The sequence below is a fragment of the Alishewanella sp. HH-ZS genome (genome assembly GCF_001704375.1).
In the GTDB taxonomy this organism is placed as follows: Bacteria; Pseudomonadota; Gammaproteobacteria; order Enterobacterales; family Alteromonadaceae; genus Alishewanella; species Alishewanella aestuarii.
Genome location: NZ_LZEJ01000035.1, coordinates 1 through 18,351 on the forward strand (window position 1 = coordinate 1; position 18,351 = coordinate 18,351).

15 protein-coding genes are annotated in these 18,351 nt (G+C 52.6%); 4 read left to right on the forward strand and 11 right to left on the reverse strand.

Annotated features, from left to right (window positions below; translation table 11 throughout):
- Positions 1–90: 90 nt before the first annotated feature.
- The 3 genes from A9165_RS13095 to rlmF all read right to left on the reverse strand — a co-directional run bounded on the left by A9165_RS13095 (position 91) and on the right by rlmF (position 2,331).
- Entirely contained in the window at positions 91–435 is a 345-nt protein-coding gene (locus A9165_RS13095) for a DUF3718 domain-containing protein (RefSeq protein WP_065956221.1), read from the reverse strand.
- A 192-nt stretch (positions 436–627) separates the two neighbouring features.
- Positions 628–1,356 (reverse strand): LytTR family DNA-binding domain-containing protein, encoded by a 729-nt coding sequence (locus A9165_RS13100; RefSeq protein ID WP_065956222.1) that lies wholly within the window; start codon positions 1,354–1,356, stop codon positions 628–630.
- Between the two features lie 87 nt (positions 1,357–1,443).
- On the reverse strand, positions 1,444–2,331 hold the full coding sequence (rlmF, locus tag A9165_RS13105; RefSeq protein ID WP_065956223.1) for a 23S rRNA (adenine(1618)-N(6))-methyltransferase RlmF: 888 nt from the start codon (positions 2,329–2,331) through the stop codon (positions 1,444–1,446).
- 65 nt (positions 2,332–2,396) lie between these two features.
- Here rlmF and A9165_RS13110 point away from each other — a divergent pair, with 65 nt between their 5' ends.
- Positions 2,397–4,427, forward strand: coding sequence for a hypothetical protein (locus tag A9165_RS13110; RefSeq protein WP_065956224.1), 2,031 nt, complete (start codon positions 2,397–2,399; stop codon positions 4,425–4,427).
- Here A9165_RS13110 and A9165_RS13115 read toward each other — a convergent pair.
- The 7 genes from A9165_RS13115 to fadB all read right to left on the reverse strand — a co-directional run bounded on the left by A9165_RS13115 (position 4,420) and on the right by fadB (position 11,996).
- Positions 4,420–4,848: a hypothetical protein gene (locus A9165_RS13115; RefSeq protein ID WP_065956225.1), complete on the reverse strand. Its 429-nt coding sequence runs from the start codon at positions 4,846–4,848 to the stop codon at positions 4,420–4,422. The two genes, A9165_RS13110 and A9165_RS13115, sit on opposite strands and share 8 nt — an antisense overlap.
- Before the next feature lie 88 nt (positions 4,849–4,936).
- Positions 4,937–6,115 (reverse strand): M56 family metallopeptidase, encoded by a 1,179-nt coding sequence (locus tag A9165_RS13120; protein ID WP_065956226.1) that lies wholly within the window; start codon positions 6,113–6,115, stop codon positions 4,937–4,939.
- Positions 6,115–6,492: a BlaI/MecI/CopY family transcriptional regulator gene (locus A9165_RS13125; protein ID WP_065956227.1), complete on the reverse strand. Its 378-nt coding sequence runs from the start codon at positions 6,490–6,492 to the stop codon at positions 6,115–6,117. The genes A9165_RS13120 and A9165_RS13125 overlap by 1 nt, the downstream gene beginning before the upstream one ends.
- Before the next feature lie 127 nt (positions 6,493–6,619).
- Positions 6,620–8,194 carry an amidohydrolase family protein gene (locus A9165_RS13130; RefSeq protein WP_065956228.1) on the reverse strand — a complete coding sequence of 525 codons (1,575 nt, stop codon included), beginning with the start codon at positions 8,192–8,194 and terminating at the stop codon, positions 6,620–6,622.
- Positions 8,195–8,320: 126 nt separating this feature from the next.
- Positions 8,321–8,569, reverse strand: coding sequence for a sulfurtransferase TusA (tusA, locus tag A9165_RS13135; protein ID WP_065956229.1), 249 nt, complete (start codon positions 8,567–8,569; stop codon positions 8,321–8,323).
- Between the two features lie 91 nt (positions 8,570–8,660).
- Positions 8,661–9,824, reverse strand: a complete 1,164-nt coding sequence (gene fadA, locus A9165_RS13140) for an acetyl-CoA C-acyltransferase FadA (RefSeq protein WP_008950617.1) — start codon at positions 9,822–9,824, stop codon at positions 8,661–8,663.
- Between the two features lie 18 nt (positions 9,825–9,842).
- Entirely contained in the window at positions 9,843–11,996 is a 2,154-nt protein-coding gene (gene fadB / locus A9165_RS13145; RefSeq protein ID WP_065956230.1) for a fatty acid oxidation complex subunit alpha FadB, read from the reverse strand.
- Positions 11,997–12,195: 199 nt separating this feature from the next.
- Here fadB and A9165_RS13150 point away from each other — a divergent pair, with 199 nt between their 5' ends.
- The 3 genes from A9165_RS13150 to A9165_RS13160 are packed head-to-tail and all read left to right on the forward strand — an operon-like array spanning position 12,196 to position 16,964.
- Positions 12,196–14,115: a transglycosylase SLT domain-containing protein gene (locus A9165_RS13150; protein ID WP_065956231.1), complete on the forward strand. Its 1,920-nt coding sequence runs from the start codon at positions 12,196–12,198 to the stop codon at positions 14,113–14,115.
- A 43-nt stretch (positions 14,116–14,158) separates the two neighbouring features.
- Entirely contained in the window at positions 14,159–15,484 is a 1,326-nt protein-coding gene (gene pepQ / locus A9165_RS13155) for a Xaa-Pro dipeptidase (protein WP_065956240.1), read from the forward strand.
- A gap of 28 nt (positions 15,485–15,512) precedes the next feature.
- The gene (locus tag A9165_RS13160) at positions 15,513–16,964 is read left to right on the forward strand and encodes a TrkH family potassium uptake protein (RefSeq protein ID WP_008950621.1); all 1,452 of its coding nucleotides are present in this window, start codon (positions 15,513–15,515) and stop codon (positions 16,962–16,964) included.
- 5 nt (positions 16,965–16,969) lie between these two features.
- Here the strand turns inward: A9165_RS13160 and trkA are convergent, their stop codons facing one another.
- The gene (trkA, locus tag A9165_RS13165; RefSeq protein WP_008950622.1) at positions 16,970–18,346 is read right to left on the reverse strand and encodes a Trk system potassium transporter TrkA; all 1,377 of its coding nucleotides are present in this window, start codon (positions 18,344–18,346) and stop codon (positions 16,970–16,972) included.
- Positions 18,347–18,351 lie beyond the last annotated feature (5 nt).

Here is an 18,351-nt window from a genome sequence, read left to right on the forward strand (position 1 = left end):
ACCGGGGTTTGTCATTAATCTGAGCCGGCATCATGCCGGCTATTTTTTTCTGTAAAAGTATCTCAGACAAGCAATGGCATCCGGCCAGGTCTAGTTGGCTGGCGCCGTAATATCGCTGATAGTGACTTTCCGCTCTGGTAATCTTTCATAGCGCTGCAGCATCGCAACGACCCGCTGCGCATCGTTATTGCGGGCAAAGGTCAGGAGTTGTTGCTTATTACACATCACTTTATCAACCGCACTTTGTTTGCTAATCCGATACTCGCGTAGCGTATTAAACAGCTTGCCGGGCTGATCGTTTCTGGTGTGGGTGCACACCTCAACCAGCGCAGTATGTAAGTAACTACCTTCTTTAATAAAACGGGAATCAGCAGCAGCGGGCACAGCGAGAAGCGCTGCAGCTATGATGGAAGTCAGAGTAAGATAACGTTTCATAATATCAATCCTTTTGATGGTGGCGGCATAATTGCTGCCATCACCAGTGTAGAAGCTTTACTGCCGGATGAAATCGCAGTTGGGGTCAACTGCAATGGCCTGCGGCAATGGGTTAAAGATGGCTAAAACAATCCTTAAAGGTCGAAACCCATCAGGAGCCGGGCTTAGGGATGAATGGTCGCAAAATGCAGTTTAGCGGTTGGACAGATTAAGCAGGGCGTCGAGTTGCAGTTTGCAGCGACGGGATAGCTTTACCTGTTTGTTGTTAGATAACACCAGATAGAGACTGGCAGTTGTGACAACCTGTTTAATATGCAGAATATTAACAATAGCAGAGCGATGCACCTGAACAAACAACGGCGGTAGTCTCGCCGTTAACTCCTTTAAGGTGTTGCGGATAATGTAATTATCGTGTCGGGTGTGTAAGCAGAGATAATTACCGGCCGCTTCTATCAAAATAATTTCCTGTTCCTGAAAAATCAATTCACTGTTCCCGGTCTGAAATACTAGCTGCGGCTTAGTCTGCCGGATAAACGGGCTTTCAGGTCTGAGGAGGGTGCTGGCATCCTGCAATACGTGCTCCAGATGCTGCGGCGTGACAGGCTTGGTCAAATAGGCAAACGCATGAAAAAGATAAGCGGCACAGGCAAATTGTTCGTGAGCCGTCAGCATGATAAAAAGTGGTGGCGTTAGCGACGAGGTTTTACTGAACTGACGTAGAATATCAATACCGCTGATATCGGGCATTACCACATCGAGAAAAATCAAATCAAGATGATTCTGGTGCAGGAATTTCAGAGTTTCCCGGCCCGTGGTGGTGGTACCGATCAATAACAAATTAGGAAAGCGCTGTAACAGGATCTTCAGATACTGACTGGTAATAGGTTCATCATCGGCGATTAAAACCCTTAGCGGTTTCATCTGAAAAGTACAGTTTAGATAAGAGTAATAGAGTATAGTCAGCCGCTCCCGAACTGCAAGATAGCGGAGCGGCCTGTAGCATCTTTATTAAGTCGTCGGTGCAAAGCGCCAGGCTAGAATGGTGCTGGTTTTTTGGCCATGCTGCATTTTAATTTGCCGCACTTCAGCTACTGCCAGACGCCGCAATTGTGCGACTAATGCCGGCAAGTGTTTTTGCTGCGAAACCAGACTGGTAAACCAGCCGACCTGGCTGGCAAACAGACTACTGTCAGCAATCAATTTTTTAATAAAGACGAGTTCGCCACCTTCACACCAGAGTTCATTGGCGGTACCGGCAAAATTGCGGCCACGATCGGCCTTACCTAACTTCTGCCATTTCTGCTGGTTAGCTGCCGTTGCCTCTGCCGCCGAGGCATAGAACGGCGGGTTACAGACACTAATATCATAGTATTCACCGGGTTGGATAATACCAAATAGCAGTTCAGTGGCCTTCGGCTGCAACCTAAGTTCGATTAAGCCTTTAAGATTGGCGTTGGCTTTGACAATAGCGCCGGCGACTTTCAGCGCGGTGTTGTCAATATCACTACCGACAGCACGCCAGCCAAAACTGCGGCTAGCCAGGATCGGATAAATGCAGTTAGCACCGCATCCCAGGTCCAGCAACCGAAATTGCTTACCCTGTGCTTTAGCCACGCCGGTCAGTTCTACAACCAGATCGGCGGCATAATGCAAATAATCGGCGCGGCCCGGGATCGGCGGGCAGAGATAACCCGGTGGTAATTGCCAGAATGTCACCTGATAATCGCTGGCCAGAATAGCCGCGTTCAGTGCCTGTACTGCTGCGGCCTGGCTAAAATCAATACTACTGTCACCAGCGGCTGTGGTAATCACAAAAGCCTGTAATGCAGGGTAGTGCCGGCATAGCCGGGTGAAATCATAGCGGCCCTGATGTGGGTTATTGGGGTGTAATGACATGAATTTTCAGGCATGATAAATCAGGAATCGAACAGACAGTGTAACGGAAAAGGACCTTTAGTGATATGTCAAAGCCTCTGAAAATTACCGCACTGCTCCTGCTGCTCTTAGCTGGCGGCTATGGCCTGACCCAATGTCAGAACCGGGAAACAGCCCCTGTTGTGCCGTCATTAGTAGACTCTCCGTATCGGCCTGCCGCCGATGCCAGAGATGAAAGGGTACTGGCTGCGCCAGAGGTAACGCCTGAGCAGTATGCGGCGTTGCAACAGCAGGTCGTCGCCTGCGCGCCGCAGTTACAGCAGCAGCAACAACAGCATGAGCAGGAGCGGGCACAAAAGCTTACTACAGCCTTGCGCGAGCTGTTGCAGCAGGGGCAGCGCCTTGACAGACTATATCAGGAGTTGCAGGCATCTTCCGAGCTGCGCCCCTATCTGCAATTGCTATTGGATGAGGCTGCACAACAACAGGCAGCACAGCAGGGCTTTAACGTGCTGGATGCCAGCGAAGCCAGCTATGAAATCTTGTTCAGTGATGTATTGGACCCGCAAACGGAACCTCAAACTGAAGCCGATTGGCTGCAGCTACTGCACAGCCTGGCAAACAGTAGCCGCTTTTATGATATGGCGCTATTGAGTCACCAGCATCAATGGCAGAGTAGCCGGGTATTATCACCGGGGCTGGCCTTTGTCAGCAATCTCAATACAGTGCCGTTGTCGCAAGCCCGTCAGCTGTTGGCAAACCTTAACCTGTATCCGACACATATCGCTCATGCTATTCAGCAGCAGCTGCCGGATGAACTGATCTTGCTATTACTGGAGCGGGGAGTCGAGCTACAGGGCATGCCGTTATTCCGGCGTCTGGCTGAGGATAACAAAGCCGTATTTAACCTTGCTGATGCTGCGCTACTCGCTGGTCGGGCTAACCTGCTGCCGGTACTGGCGCAATATGGTATTGAACCCAGTCAGCTCAATGGCACCGTCAGTGCGTTGGATTATCTGATTTCGGGCCTGACAGCACAGAACCGCAATCGCCAATTAAACCGGCAATGTCAGGACAATTGCTATCAACTCAGCGCAGTACAGGTCCGGCAGCTGCAGCAGCTGGCTAACCAGGGGCATCTGCTACATCCATTGCCAGCCCTCAGTAGTCCCTATTTACGCCTTACCTGGCTAAATAGCCGGAATGAGCTTGCCAGTGGTCAATGGCTGGAGCCAGCAGCAGAGCAACCAGAGTCAGCGCTGGTATCGGCGCTGCGCCAGCAATTAGCGGTACAGCCGGTCGATGACGCTACGGCTGCTTGCTTGACGGCGCAGCAGCAGCTAAGGCAATCCCGGGCGCTGTGGAGTGACGAGCAGGTAGCGGCCATTCTGCAGCAGTTTCAGCAGCACTATAGCGGTGACGCTTTGTTGGCGGCACTGAATGACTATGAGCCAGCGCTGTTAGTAGCGTTACAGCACCGGCAACGGCAAAACATTGAGCAAGATATTGCACTCGAGGAGACGGAGCTCTATCTGGAGCTGATGCGGGTCTGGCGCTCGGCTGAGCGGATGCAGCAATTGGTGTTCAGTACACCTTTGTCGCCTTTCCTGACCAGCGAACTGCTAGCCTGGGTGTTACTGCAGCCGGAATATATCAGTATCTGGGACGGGCGAACCTTACCGGTTGCCCCTCTGACCATGGCCTGGTTTAGTTTTGCCAGCATCGAGAACTGGCAACAGCTGGCTGCCGGCCGTTTTGACTTCCGGCTAACCGACCAGTTTGGCATGTCGCTATACCGGCCAGCCTTTGCGCACGAACAGGCGGAGCAGGTAGTGCAATTATTGTTAGAGCAGGGGGTAATGCCGCAACAAAACCGTTTTGGGCCGGATGCGCTGCATTTAGCACTGGACTGGAGTTTCCAGCAGGGGCGCTTGTTTCCTCTTTTGCCAGAGATCCTGCGCCAGCCGCTACAAGTACAGCCCTCGCATCTTAGCCGCGCCAAACGTTTACAGCTGTATTACCCCGCGCTCTATACTGAGCTGGTGGCACTAGCGCCGGCATTGCGTGTCTCTGAGGAACATTCAGCTAACTTATTGTTGGCATTAGAGCCTAATTAAGGGCTAAGCTGGTTTCTAAGTTAGTCGCCGGCAGATGTTGTTGTAGCCAAAGCCGCAGCGGCTGATATTGCTCCAGCGGAAATTTGTAGCGTACTTGCAGCTGCTGACCGAGTGCAAAATCAATAAAACCATATTGCTGGTCTTGCCACAGCTTGATCTTATCAATATTGCGGATATTCGTCGTATCCATACCAACTCGTAGCTGCCCGCCATCACAACTGAACAGGCGCAGGATATCCTTGCTGTAAACAAAATCCTGACTGGCATAGGTCGCGCTATTGCGCCACATTATCACTTCCAGCGCCAGAAAGAGTACGACACCAAGCAAGGTATGAAAGCCGGCAAACCAGAACAATACGGCCAACGCCAATAACAGCAGGCTTTTTGCCGGCAGCGATGCCTTAATTAGTGGCCATAACATAACAAATCCTCCCTGAATCATACTGCTTAGACTAATGTGAGCTTTCGTATGGGTCAAGAGAGGATTGTAACAAGCTGTTTACCAGATGCTAGCGACTGTCAGTGTCCAGCTCGAACGCTAACTGAATGGTCAGATTGCTGCCGGCGTGATCGGGATGGTAACGCCATTTGGCGACGGCTTGTAACGCCTCGTCGTTAAAAACGGCTCTTGGGTTGGCATCCAGTACTCGCAAATTTTCGACCTTACCCTGTGCATCAATGTTAAAACTGAGCTGTACCCAGCCGTTGATCCCCTCTGCTGCGGCCTTAACCGGATAACGCGGGTTAATTCTGACGATGGGGGTTATTTCCGTTTTCGTCTGCGCTGCCGTAGTTTGGCTTTCTGTTACTGCGACAGTGGTTTGAAGTAGTGATGCAGCGCAAAGGAGCGCCAGGGCGCAGCTTAGCGCCGGATATTTTAACAGCGGGCGGCGCTGCTTTAATTGGGTTAGACGTTCGGTCATCGTAGCCAAAGCTCCATAATGTTGAGTAATCAGATTTAAGTTCACTGTGGGTGGTGCCGACTGCATTGCTGCCAGCAGTGTTCTGGCGTAGCAAACTAAAGTGGTATTGTCTTGTTGTTGCAAAACTCTGGCGTCGCAAGCTAATTCCTGATCGGCGCGGTAACGACGATAAGCAAGCCAACTCAGTGGGTTAAACCAGAACAGCGCAACCAGTATTAAGGCCAGTAGGTTGCACTGTGGGTCCGCACTCTGCCAGTGGGCACGCTCATGTTGTAGGATCAATTTTCGTTGTTGCCGATCAAAACGTTGCAGAAAATTGTCGGGTAAAATCAGCTTTGGTGTTAGTAAGCCAAAAATTGCCGGGCCCAGGGTGCTGTCCGTACGGTAGCAGAGCAGGGTGCCACTGCGGTAATGGCGGCCGGCATTAAGCTGGCGTTGTAGCCTGAGCTGACTGAGCAGGGCGTAGCCAAACACCAGCAAGGTGCCGATCGCCCAAAGCAGCAACATAACAAAGGTCACAGCATTGGGCTGTGGTACAAAGCCAAGATCGTTGGGTAATACCAGCCAGATTTCTGACAGCAGATTGGCCGGGCTCTGAGCCGGTAACGCTGGTACCAACGGTAACAGCAGTGCAACAGGTAGCAGTAACCATAGCGAATACAGGGTTCGGGCTCCGAACCACTTAAGCAGTAGGGGGTGTAAGCTTAGCAGGAGCACACTCAGGATACTTAGCCAGATATTGGCTTGCCATAGCCAGTTAATCATTATCTGTTGTCCTTATCCTGCTCCAGGCGGTTAACCAGTTCCTTTAACGCCGCCAAATCGGTTGCTGATACCTGATGCTGTGCGGTAAAGCTGGCGACAAGAGGCGTCAATTGGCCAGAGAACAGCTTCTTAATAAAGCTGCTACTTGCTTGCTGTTGATAGAGACTGCAGTCGATAGCGGGTGAGTAAAGATAGGCTTTGCCCTGCTTTTGATAGCTGAGGGCACCCTTGCTAACCAGGCGGTTGAGTAGGGTTTTAATGGTTTTCTCGTGCCAGTCTTTATGTTGCAACCGGGCAATTACCTCTGCCGCCGTGCTAGGATGTTGCTGCCAGAGTATCTGCATCACCGTCAGTTCGGCATCACTAATCTCAATCATGATTTACCAGAAGATTACATTTGTAGTCTTTAAAGGATTACACATGTAATCAAATTTGGCAAGCTTGCGGCTAAACTATTTTCGATAGCGGGAGTCCGGCGCGCAGCGCGCACCGGAATAGCCTGATTTAGGGTTGTTGCTCTGCCGCCTTGGCCTGCTGCACTAGAGTCCGCACATCGGCCAGTAAGCGCTGGGCATCGTAGATAATGCCGTCCTTGATGGTATAGCGCACGCCCTTGGTGCGCTCAGGTTGATTGTCGGCATTGAGCCGGTAGTGGCCGGTGCCATACAATACTTTAAAATTGGCCAGCGGGTTTTCCGCCACTATCACCAAATCTGCCTTTTTACCAGCCACCACGCTGCCAATTTCCTGATCTAAACCAAGCGCAGTGGCGCCATTTAAGGTTGCAGCCTGTATCACCTCCAGCGCACTAAAGCCTGCTTCACGTAGCAGCTCCAACTCCTGAATATAGGCAAAGCCATAAATTTTATAGATATAGCCAGCGTCGGAGCCAACAGTCACGCGACCGCCATGATTTTTAAAGTCATTTAAAAACTGCATCCAGAGCCGGTAGTTTCCCCGCCACTGAATCTCATGCTCGGTCGTCCAGTCAAACCAGTAGGAACCATGGGCATAGCGGTTAGGTGTAAAAAAGCGCTGTAGTGTGGGCAGGGTATAGTCCTGATGCCATTCGGCATTCCGCTGTGCAGCGGCATCGCGGCTGGCTTCGTAGATGGTCAGGGTGGGGTTGATGGTAAAATCCAGTTGGATCAGCTCATCCCGTACCGCCTGCCATTTGGCAGAGCCCGGCTTCGCCGCCTGTGCCCACAGCTGGCCAGCAGCGGCAAACCGGTCCTGTTCATTCTGATAGTTATAATTAGCCGGATACTGCTGAATCGTCTGGCCATCAAACAAGGCCTCAGGCAGACCATACCAGTGCTCCATCGAGGTCAGGCCCATGCGGGCACTGTGCAGCACATTGGTGCGGTACACATTCAGCTGGGCGTGATGCATCATGGTACCGAGCTGTTGTTGCTTGGCTTCGGCCAGCGCGGCGGCCATAATTTGCGGAGTAGCACCAAAAAACTTAATCCCGGCGGCACCGGCTTTCTTAATATCCTGCACCCATTTTTTGGCCTGGTTTGGGTTAAAAACCGGCTCCGCCAGGCCCTGACCGAAGCCAACATAGGGTACGATCCGTGGCGCGACAATCTGATTGGCGGCCGCCGCCTGCATATGGCGCAAGGTCCAGGCCAGGCCGTTAAAACTGCCCGGCTCGCGAATAGTGGTAATGCCATGCGCTAACCAGAGTTTAAACACATATTCGGCCGGTATTCCGTTGGCAGAGCCGCCGATATGGCCATGCATATCGACAAAACCCGGCAGGATATACATGCCACTGACATTTAATTCCTGATCGCCGGGTTTAGCTTGTGGCCGGCTTTGCGCCAGTACCGGCACCTCCGGATAACCGACAATGGCCACCTGACGAATACGATCCTGCTCAATCACGATATCCACCGGGCCGACCGGTGGCGCCCCTTCGCCGCTAATCAAAATGCCACCACGCAGGATTAAACGCGGATAGGGGCCGTCACCTTCCGTTCGCGTCGGTGCCGACGGCGTGCGTTCAGGGGTTTGGCTGTAAGCCATTGGTAAGGATAACGCGAGGCAAAGAATTAGCAGTAGCAGCGGGTGCATAGGTAAACCTGTTTTGTTGTTATTATTGCCGGGTGAGCAATAAACAGGCTAAGCCGAAATTCGGGAAAATACAATGCAATAAGCCGGCTGGTGGCGTATCTGCGATAGCTGGAGCAGAGTCGAATTTTAGCTACTGATTTTTTTAACCAGGTAGCGGTAGGGTAAGGCTGCGGTATCACTACCGACCAGCTGATGATCCATAAAGCGGCAAAACGCCGGGATATCGCGGGTGGTGGCAGGGTCGTCGGCGATAATCAGCAAGGTTTCACCTGCCTGCATTTTGCGGATCTGCAACCGTACCAGCATCACCGGCTCCGGGCAGCGCAGCCCAAGGGCATCCAGCGTATGATCGGCTTGCTGAAATAAGGTTTCCATAATGGCAACTGCTCCGCGAATTGATAACAAGGGTAACAAAAAAGGGCCGTAAACGGCCCTATTTTAAGCTATCTGCGCTGTTACGGCTAGGTTAAGGCCGTTCAAACACCGTAGCGATACCCTGGCCTAAGCCGATACACATGGTTGCCAGGCCAAACTTACCGCCCTTAGCTTCCATCACATTAATCAGCGTGGTGCTGATGCGTGAGCCGGAGCAGCCCAGTGGGTGGCCTAAAGCAATGGCGCCACCGTTCAGGTTCACTTTCTGCTCAGCTACTTCCAGCAGACCCAGGTCTTTCATAACCGGCAAGGCTTGTGCCGCGAAGGCTTCGTTCAGCTCGGCATAATCGATATCGGCAATGCTGATACCGGCAGCCTTTAACGCTTTCTTCGAGGCTGGCACCGGGCCATAACCCATAATAGACGGATCACAACCAGCCACACCCATACCACGGACATAAGCGCGGATCGGTAAACCGAGCGCCTTCGCTTTGTCTTCGCTCATCACCAGCATACCTGAGGCGCCATCGGATAAGGCGGAAGAGGTGCCGGCGGTCACAGTACCGTTAGCCGGGTCAAATACCGGCCGCAGCTGGCTTAGTGCTTCAACCGTGGTTTCCGGGCGGATCACTTCGTCGTAATCGAACAGGCGCAGTACACCATCGGCGTCATGGCCTTCAGTCGGAATAATTTCATTTTTAAAGCGGCCCTGCAGGGTGGCTTCGTGCGCCAGACGATGCGAGCGTGCACCAAACTCATCCTGCTGCTGCCGGCTGATGCCATGCAGCTTGCCCAGTAATTCGGCGGTTAGGCCCATCATACCGGCGGCCTTGGCCACTGAAGTGGCTAAGCCCGGGTGGAAGTCGACGCCATGGTTCATTGGCACATGACCCATATGCTCGACGCCACCAATCAGATAGACCTCACCCATACCGGTTTGGATGGCGCGCACGGCATCATGCAATGCCTGCATTGAAGAGCCGCAGAGGCGGTTTACGGTGACACCCGGTACTGAGTGCGGGATACCCGCCAGTAAAGAGGCATTACGGGCGATGTTAAAGCCTTGTTCCAGCGTTTGCTGCACACAGCCCCAGATCACATCATCGATATCTGCCGGGTTTAAAGCCGGGTTACGCTCCAGCAGGCTGGCCATCACATGGGCTGACAGCTGTTCAGCGCGAACATTGCGGTACATGCCAGCTTTAGAGCGGCCCATCGGGGTACGGATACAATCTACAATAACGGCGTTTTTCATATTCTGCTGCTCCTGCGCTTAAACCGGGAAGAAACGCTGGCCATTAGCGGCCATGGCGCGGGTTTGTTCGGTTACCTGGTAAATCTCGCCCAGGTGGGCGTACTTGTCGGCCAGTGCGACAAAGTTAGCCAGACCAAGGGTATCGACATAACGCAGTGGACCACCACGGAACGGAGGGAAGCCCAGGCCATAAACCAGACCCATATCCGCTTCGGCCGCACTGGCAACAATGCCTTCTTCCAGACAGCGGATCGTTTCATTAATCATGGGTACCATCAGGCGGGCAATAATGTCCTCGGCACTGAAGTCCTGTTTGGCGACAGCAATACCGGACAGTAAGTTAAGGCTGGCGGCATCAATATCCTTTTTCGGCTTGCCTTTGGCATCTTTGCTGTAAGCATAGAAACCGAGGCCATTTTTCTGACCGTAACGGTTAGCCTGATACATGGCAGCAACAGGATCATTGTCCAGTTTGGCCATCCGGGTTGGGAAGCCGGTTGCCATCACGTCCGTGCAGTGATAAGCGGTATCTAAACCGACGACGTCCAGCAGATACGCCGGGCCCATCGGCCAGCCAAACTGCTTTTCCATCACCTTATCAACCTGAGCGAAGTCGGCGCCGTCTAACACCAGTTTGCTAAAACCGGCGAAGTAGGGGAACAGTACCCGGTTGACAAAGAAGCCCGGACAATCGTTAACGACGATCGGTGACTTGCCCATTTTCGCCGCGTAAGCGACGACAGCGGCTACGGTTTCTTCACTGGTGTCTTTACCGCGGATCACCTCTACCAGTGGCATCTTCGGTACCGGGTTAAAGAAGTGCATACCACAGAAATTCTGTGGCCGGCTCAGATTCGCTGCCAGCTGATTGATTGAGATGGTTGAGGTATTTGATGTCAGGATGGCATCATCGGCCAGCAAGGCTTCAACCTCTTTTAATACTGCGCCCTTGATTTTCGGGTTTTCGACCACGGCTTCCACCACGATATCGACGCCTTTCACCTGCTCGTTGCTTAATGTCGGTGTAATAGCAGAGATCACTTTCGCCATACCGACTGCATCCAGCTTGTTGCGCTCCACCTGTTTGGCCAGCAGCTTGGTGGCTTCGCCCATCCCCAATTCCAGCGCTTTATCGGCAATGTCTTTCATCACTACTGGTACGCCCTTTAACGCGGATTGGTAGGCAATGCCGCCGCCCATAATGCCAGCACCCAGCACCGCTGCTTTTTTAACCGCCTTGGTGGCAACTTTTGCGGCTTTTTTGGCTTTCCCTTTAATCACCTGATCATTCAGGAACAGACCAATTTGCGCAGTTGCGGCATCGGTTTTTGCCAGTTTGGCAAAGCCGCTGTTTTCCAGTGCGACGGCGGCGTCACGGCCTAAAGTTGCAGCGGCTTCAATAGTCTGCACGGCTACCATGGGTGCCGGGTAGTGTTTACCGGCGGTAGCGAACACCATACCTTTGGCGGTGTTAAAGCTCATGGTGGCTTCGGTTTTATTCAGTTTTAGCGGTTGCAGTTTCACCGCACGCTTTTTCTGCCAGTTCAGCTTGCCGGCGATGGCATCTTCCAGCATGCTCAGGGCTGCCGCTTCCAGTTTTTCCGGTGCCACAACGGCATCAATTAAGCCTTCTTTCTGTGCTTGCTCTGCGCCGCGCTCTTTGCCGGTGGTGATCCACTCCATCGCATTATCGGCACCGATAATGCGTGGTAAACGCACAGTACCGCCGAAACCTGGCATCAAGCCCAGTTTTACTTCCGGTAAACCGATACGGGTTGTGGTATCCGCCACCCGATAATCACAGGCCAGGGTCCACTCACAGCCACCGCCCAGTGCAAAACCTTTAATCGCGACCACCGAAGGCACAGGTAAATCTTCACAGTAATCAAACACATCAGAAGCGGTTTTAATCCAGGGAACCAGTTCGGCTTCCGGACGCTCGAATACAGGTAAGAACTCGGTAATATCGGCGCCGACAATAAAGTTGTCTTTACCACTGACAAATAGCACGCCTTTTAATTCAGGATCCGCGTGCAGCTTGGCCAGCGCTGCCTTACAATCGGCCAGCGTCTGTTGATCAAATTTGTTGACCGAACCTTGGGCGTTAAACGTAAACCTGGCAATACCAGGTTTCAGATACTCCACCTGGATGCTGTTACTTTGGTAAATCATAAATATGCTCCTTGGTCGCGTTTGCTATATAGGGTTATTCGCAACTGGTACGATGAGGTTATCCCATCCAGTGTGTCGTGCTTTAATGAAAATATCAATAGTTATTTAAACAGGTGTTTGAATTCCGGATAGGTGCAAAGTCTGAAGGACCCTACCTATTTTCTCATCCGATCGTTAGTTAGCATTTTGGAGCCTTGTTGTGAAACGCCTGCTTGTTTTATGTTGTACCCTGCTACCGGGCTGGTTATTGGCCAGCACCGCGGATCTTGCTGTGCTGCAACAGCAGCGCCAGCTGTTTTTACAGGCCGAGCGGCAGCTGGGATCGGCGCCGGCACCCCAGATTGAAAGCTGGCTGACCGAATTAAGCGATTATCCGTTACGTCCCTACTTGCAACAGCGCTGGTTGCAGCGACGCCTTAGTGCCCACGATGAGATAGCTGGTTTTTTGCAACAGCATCAGGGTTCGCCGCTGGATTGGCCGTTACGCCGACCCTGGTTGATGAGTTTAGCAAATAGCCAGCAGGCCGAGCGTTTTTTACAGCATTTTCCCGGCTCGAATGATGCAGAACTGAGCTGCATTGCCCTGTTACAACGCCTGAAAGCCGAGCCTGCCGCCAAGACCGCCATCTGGCAGGAAACGACGTCACTCTGGACTGTAGGTAAGTCACAACCTAAAGCCTGCGACCCTTTATTCAGCCAGTGGCGTCAGGCCGGACAATTACAGCCGGAAATTGTGCTGCGCCGCATCCAGCTAGCCGCAGATGGTGGCGACGTTGGCCTGATCCGTTATCTGAAAACCCTGTTACCGGCCGACCGGCAATATCTGGCTGATCTGTGGCAGCAGGTTCGTCAGGACCCGCAGGTGATCAGCCGGCCACGTTTTTTCCCCGGCCGTCACGTAGTGGAGCGCGATATTCTGACCTACGGTTTAAAACGTCTGGTATGGCGCTCGCCTGATTTAGCATTACAAACCTGGCAGCGTTTCACCAGTGACCCTTATTTCACTGCAGCGCAGCGGTTGGACGTGCAGCGCCAGTTTGCGATTGCCCTGGCGCACCGCGGCGATAGCCGGGCAACGGACTGGATGCGCAAACTCGCACCGGAACAATTGGATAGCACCCTGGCGCAGTGGCAGGTTGGGCATGCCCTGCGTGAGCTGGATTGGCCTCGGGTACAGCAGGTGATTGAGAATTTTCCAGCGGAGCTGGCCGCGGATATTAACTGGCGTTACTGGCGGGCCCGGGCGCTGGAAGAGCAGGGTAAGCAGGCTGAAGCCGACAGTATCTTCCGTGAGTTAGCGCAACGGCGGCATTTTTATGGTTTTATGGCCGCAGCCAAGCTGGGGTTGCCGCCCAGTCTGGCGCATAACCCGGTACCCGTGAGTGCAGAGGATTTAACTTTGATCCAACAGCATCCGGCAGTGCAACGGGCCAAGGAATGGCTGGCGCTGGGCCGTTTAACCGAAGCGCGGCGGGAGTGGAATTTCCTGCAGCGCTCTGCCAATGGCCAGCAGAAACTGGCGGCGGCCAAGTTAGCCAATGACATAGAGTGGCATGAAAGGGCCATTTTTACACTGGCCGATGCCGGTTACTGGGATGATGTGGAGCTGCGGTTCCCTCTGGCCTTTAAAGAAGAAATTCAACGCTTTGCCAAGAATGCGCAGGTGGACTCCGGCTGGGCCATGGCCATTGCCCGCCGCGAGAGTTCTTTTATGCCGGATGCGAACTCGCCAGTTGGTGCCCGTGGTCTTATGCAAATTATGCCGGATACGGCCAATTATATTGCCAAAAAGAAAGTACAGGTGAGCCAGCTGTATAACCCGGTCACCAATATTGATTTTGGTACTGACTATCTGAACTACCTGATGCGCCGTAACGACGGCAACCTGATTATGGCCACGGCAGCTTACAATGCCGGCTACAGCCGCGTCAGACAGTGGATCCCGCGTGACCGGGCCGTGCCGGTCGATGTCTGGGTAGAAACCATTCCGTTTCGTGAAACCCGCGAGTATGTGAAGGCGGTAATGGCGTATTATCAGATCTATAATATTCGTTTAAATGAACCGAACGATGTGTTCCTGCCGTTAGTCGCCATGCAGATTGGGAGCACAGCTAAATGATGCTATTATCGGTTTTCCCTTTACAGCAATGCATAAGGTATTTATGAACCCGAATTATCCTCAACTGTATCAGGCGCATGTGCAGGAACTGCAGCAACGGACCCGAAACGTGCTGGCGCGCGAAAATCTGGATGCGCTGGTTATTCATTCTGGCCAGGCCAAGCGTAAGTTTCTGGACGATATGGACTATCCGTTTCAGGTCAATCCGCATTTTAAAGCCTGGTTGCCGGTGGTTGATAATCCGCATTGCTGGTTGTTGGTAGACGGCGTTAATAGGCCGAAACTGATTTTTTACCGGCCAAAGGATTTCTGGCATAAGGTACCGCCGGTACCGACAGATTTCTGGGCGGAATACTTTGATATTCAGCTGCTGGAAAAAGCCAATATGGTAGAAAGTTTGCTGCCGTACGATAAGGCCCGCTTGGCTTATATCGGGGAGTACCTGGAAGTAGCCCGCGCTCTGGGCTTTACCGAAATTAACCCGGAGCCGGTACTAAACTATCTGCATTATCATCGGGCCTATAAAACGGCTTATGAGCTGGCTTCGATGCGCGAAGCAAACCGGCTGGCCGTTGCCGGGCACCGCGCTGCCGCTGATACCTTTTACGCTGGTGGCAGTGAATTTGAGATCCAGCTGGCCTATCTCTCAGCAGTAGGTCAGGGCGAAAATGAAGTGCCTTACGGCAATATCATCGCCCTGAATGAACATGCGGCCATTTTACATTACACCGCACTGGAGCGTGCTAAGCCGGCGCAGCATAAGTCGTTTTTGATTGATGCCGGCGCTTCCTGTCATGGCTATGCCGCGGATATTACCCGTACCTACAGCTTTAACCGGCAAGACGAATTTGCCGAGCTGATTAAGGCGGTGAATACCGTGCATCTGCAGGTGGTTGATACTATTAAACCCGGTATCAAATATACTGAGCTACAGCTGTTGACACACCGTTTACTGGCGCAGGTGTTATTGGACTTTGATTTTGTGCGCGGCAGTGTTGACAGCCTTGTTGAAACTGCCATTAGCCGGACTTTCTTCCCGCATGGTGTTGGGCACCATTTGGGGTTACAGGTGCATGATGTCGGTGGCTTTATGGCCGATGAGCGCGGCACCCATGTTGCGGCGCCGGCTGAGCATCCGTTTTTACGTTGTACCCGCCTGATTGAGCCGGGAATGGTATTTACCATTGAGCCCGGGCTGTATTTTATCGAGTCGTTGCTGGCCGATCTGCAGGCAACACCAGAGGCAAAACAGCTCAACTGGCAAAAGGTTGACCAATTCCGTGTTTACGGTGGTATCCGGATTGAGGACAATATTATTGTCCATCGCGAACGTAATGAAAATATGACCCGCGAGCTGCAGCTGCCATAAGCAGTGGCAAGGGCGCATTAAGGACCCTATGCAATATCGTTCGATAATCCGGATCCTGGGGATGCTGATTGCCATTTTCAGCATCACCATGGTGCCGCCGGCACTGGTCGCATACTGGTACCAGGATGGTGCCGGTGTGCCCTTTATCCTGTCTTTTATTCTCTGTTTGTTCAGTGGTTTTTTAATCTGGTATCCAAACCGGCAATATCGGGCTGAGTTAAAGGTCCGTGACGGCTTCCTGATCGTGGTGTTGTTCTGGATCGTGCTGGGTGCGGTAGGGGGCATCCCGCTGGTACTGGCAGAGCGGCCCAATATGAACCTGGCCTCGGCAATGTTTGAGGCTTTTTCCGGCCTGACGACTACCGGTGCGACGGTATTAACCGGCATTGAACTACTGCCAAAGGCAATTCTTTACTACCGGCAGCAGCTGCAATGGTTAGGTGGTATGGGGATCATCGTATTAGCGGTTGCGATTCTGCCGCTGTTAGGTGTCGGTGGTATGCAGCTGTACCGCGCGGAAACGCCGGGGCCGGTAAAAGATAACAAGATGACGCCGCGGATTGCCGATACCGCCAAACATCTGTGGTATATCTACCTGGCGCTAACGTTGGCCTGTGCGTTGGCGTTTTATGTAGCGGGGATGTCCTGGTTTGATGCGATTTGTCATGCTTTCTCAACAGTAGCTATCGGCGGCTTTTCAACCTATGATGCCAGCATTGGTCATTTTGACAGTGGCTTGATTAATACCATCTGTATTGTGTTTCTGTTGATCAGTGCGGTGAACTTTCCGCTGCACTTTGCTGCTATCCGAGGTAAGAGTGTCACGACCTATTTCCGCGATCCGGAGTTTAAAACCTTTCTTGGCATTCAGGCGGCGCTGATTCTGATTTGTTTTCTGGTGTTATTACACACCAGTGTTTATCCGGACGCTCTGACAGCACTTAACCATGCCGCCTTTCAGGCAGTGTCGATTTCCACCACGGCAGGCTTTGCTACCGACGGCTTTGCTGCCTGGCCATTGTTTTTACCGATCTTGCTGATTTTCTCCAGTTTTATCGGTGGCTGTGCCGGTTCTACCGGCGGCGGGATGAAGGTGGTACGGGTGTTACTGCTGTTTAAGCAGGGGGTGCGCGAGTTAAACCGGCTGGTGCATCCAAGAGCTATCTATGCCATTAAACTTGGTCGGCGGCCGGTTGAAGATCGTATTGTACAGGCGGTTTGGGGCTTTTTTGCCGCCTATGCGCTGGTGTTTGTGGTGATTATGCTGGCGCTGATCTTTACCGGGCTGGATAATATTACCGCCTTTTCGGCCACAGCGGCTTGCCTGAATAACCTGGGACCGGGCCTGGGCGAAGTGGCCGCCCATTTTGGCAATATTCCGGATGCCAGCAAGTGGATCCTGATTATTGCCATGGTGTTTGGCCGGCTGGAGATCTTTACCTTGCTGGTACTCTTTACGCCGGCATTCTGGAAAGATTAGACACCCTAAATAAAGATAGCGCTGACCTGGAATAGCTTTTCCACTTCAACGATATGCTTTTTATCCACCATAAACAGGATAATGTGGTCGTCGGTTTCAATCCGCGTATTATCGTGAGCGATCAACACCTCGTCACCACGTACTATGGCGCCGATGGTTGTGCCCGGCGGCAGCCGGATCTCACCTATGGTTTTGCCAACAACCTTACTGGTGCTGCTGTCGCCATGCGCTATTGCCTCGATGGCTTCGGCAGCACCACGGCGCAGAGAGTAAACGTTAACAATGTCGCCACGGCGGATATGGGTCAGCAGTGCCGAGATGGTGGCTTGTTGCGGGGAGATGGCGATATCGACTTCGCCACCTTGTAACAGATCGACATAGGCGCCGCGTTTAATCAGCACCATGGTTTTCTGCGCACCCATCCGCTTGGCCAACATTGCCGACATAATATTGGCTTCATCATCGTTAGTTACCGCGATAAAGACATCAATTTGCTCGATATTTTCTTCTTCCAGCAACTCGGGATCTGAGGCGTCACCAACATAAACTACAGTATTATCCAGACCGCTGGATAAAAACTCTGCCCGCTCTTTGCCGCGCTCGATCAGCTTCACACTGTGGGTTTTCTCCAGCGCCCGTGCCAGACCAAAACCGACATTGCCGCCGCCGGCAATCATAATGCGGCGGTAGCTGCGCTCCAGTTTTTGCAGCTCGCTCATCACCGCCCGGATATGCTTGGTTGCCGCGACGAAAAACACTTCGTCGTCGGCTTCGATAATGGTGGTGCCTAAAGGCTTAATCGCCGTGCCGCGACGATAAATGGCCGCTACCCGGGTTTCAATATGCGGCATATGTTCTTTTAATGCCGACAGGGCGTGTCCGACCAATAAGCCTCCATAATAAGCCCGTACTGCCACCAGGCTGACTTTGCCTTCAGCAAACTCTACCACCTGCAGGGCGCCCGGATAGTCAATCAGGCGGCGGATATAGTTGGTAACCAGGGCTTCCGGCGCAATGAAGTGGTCTACCGGCATATCATCTTTATGAAACAGCTCATCGCGGTATTTCAGATACTGGTTGGTACGGATGCGGGCAATTTTCAGCGGCGTATTAAACATACTGTATGCCACCTGACAGGCCACGATATTCACTTCATCGCTGCTGGTTACCGCTACCACCATGTCGGCATCCTCAGCACCGGCTTTGCGCAAGATATCCGGATGCGAGCCATGACCAAACACCACCTGTAAGTCAAAGCGGTCTTGTAATGCCCGCAGCTTATCGAGGTTGGTATCGACAATAGTAATGTCGTTTTGCTCGCCCACCAGGTTTTCTGCCAGGGTTGCACCCACTTGTCCGGCGCCGAGAATGATAATTTTCATACGGG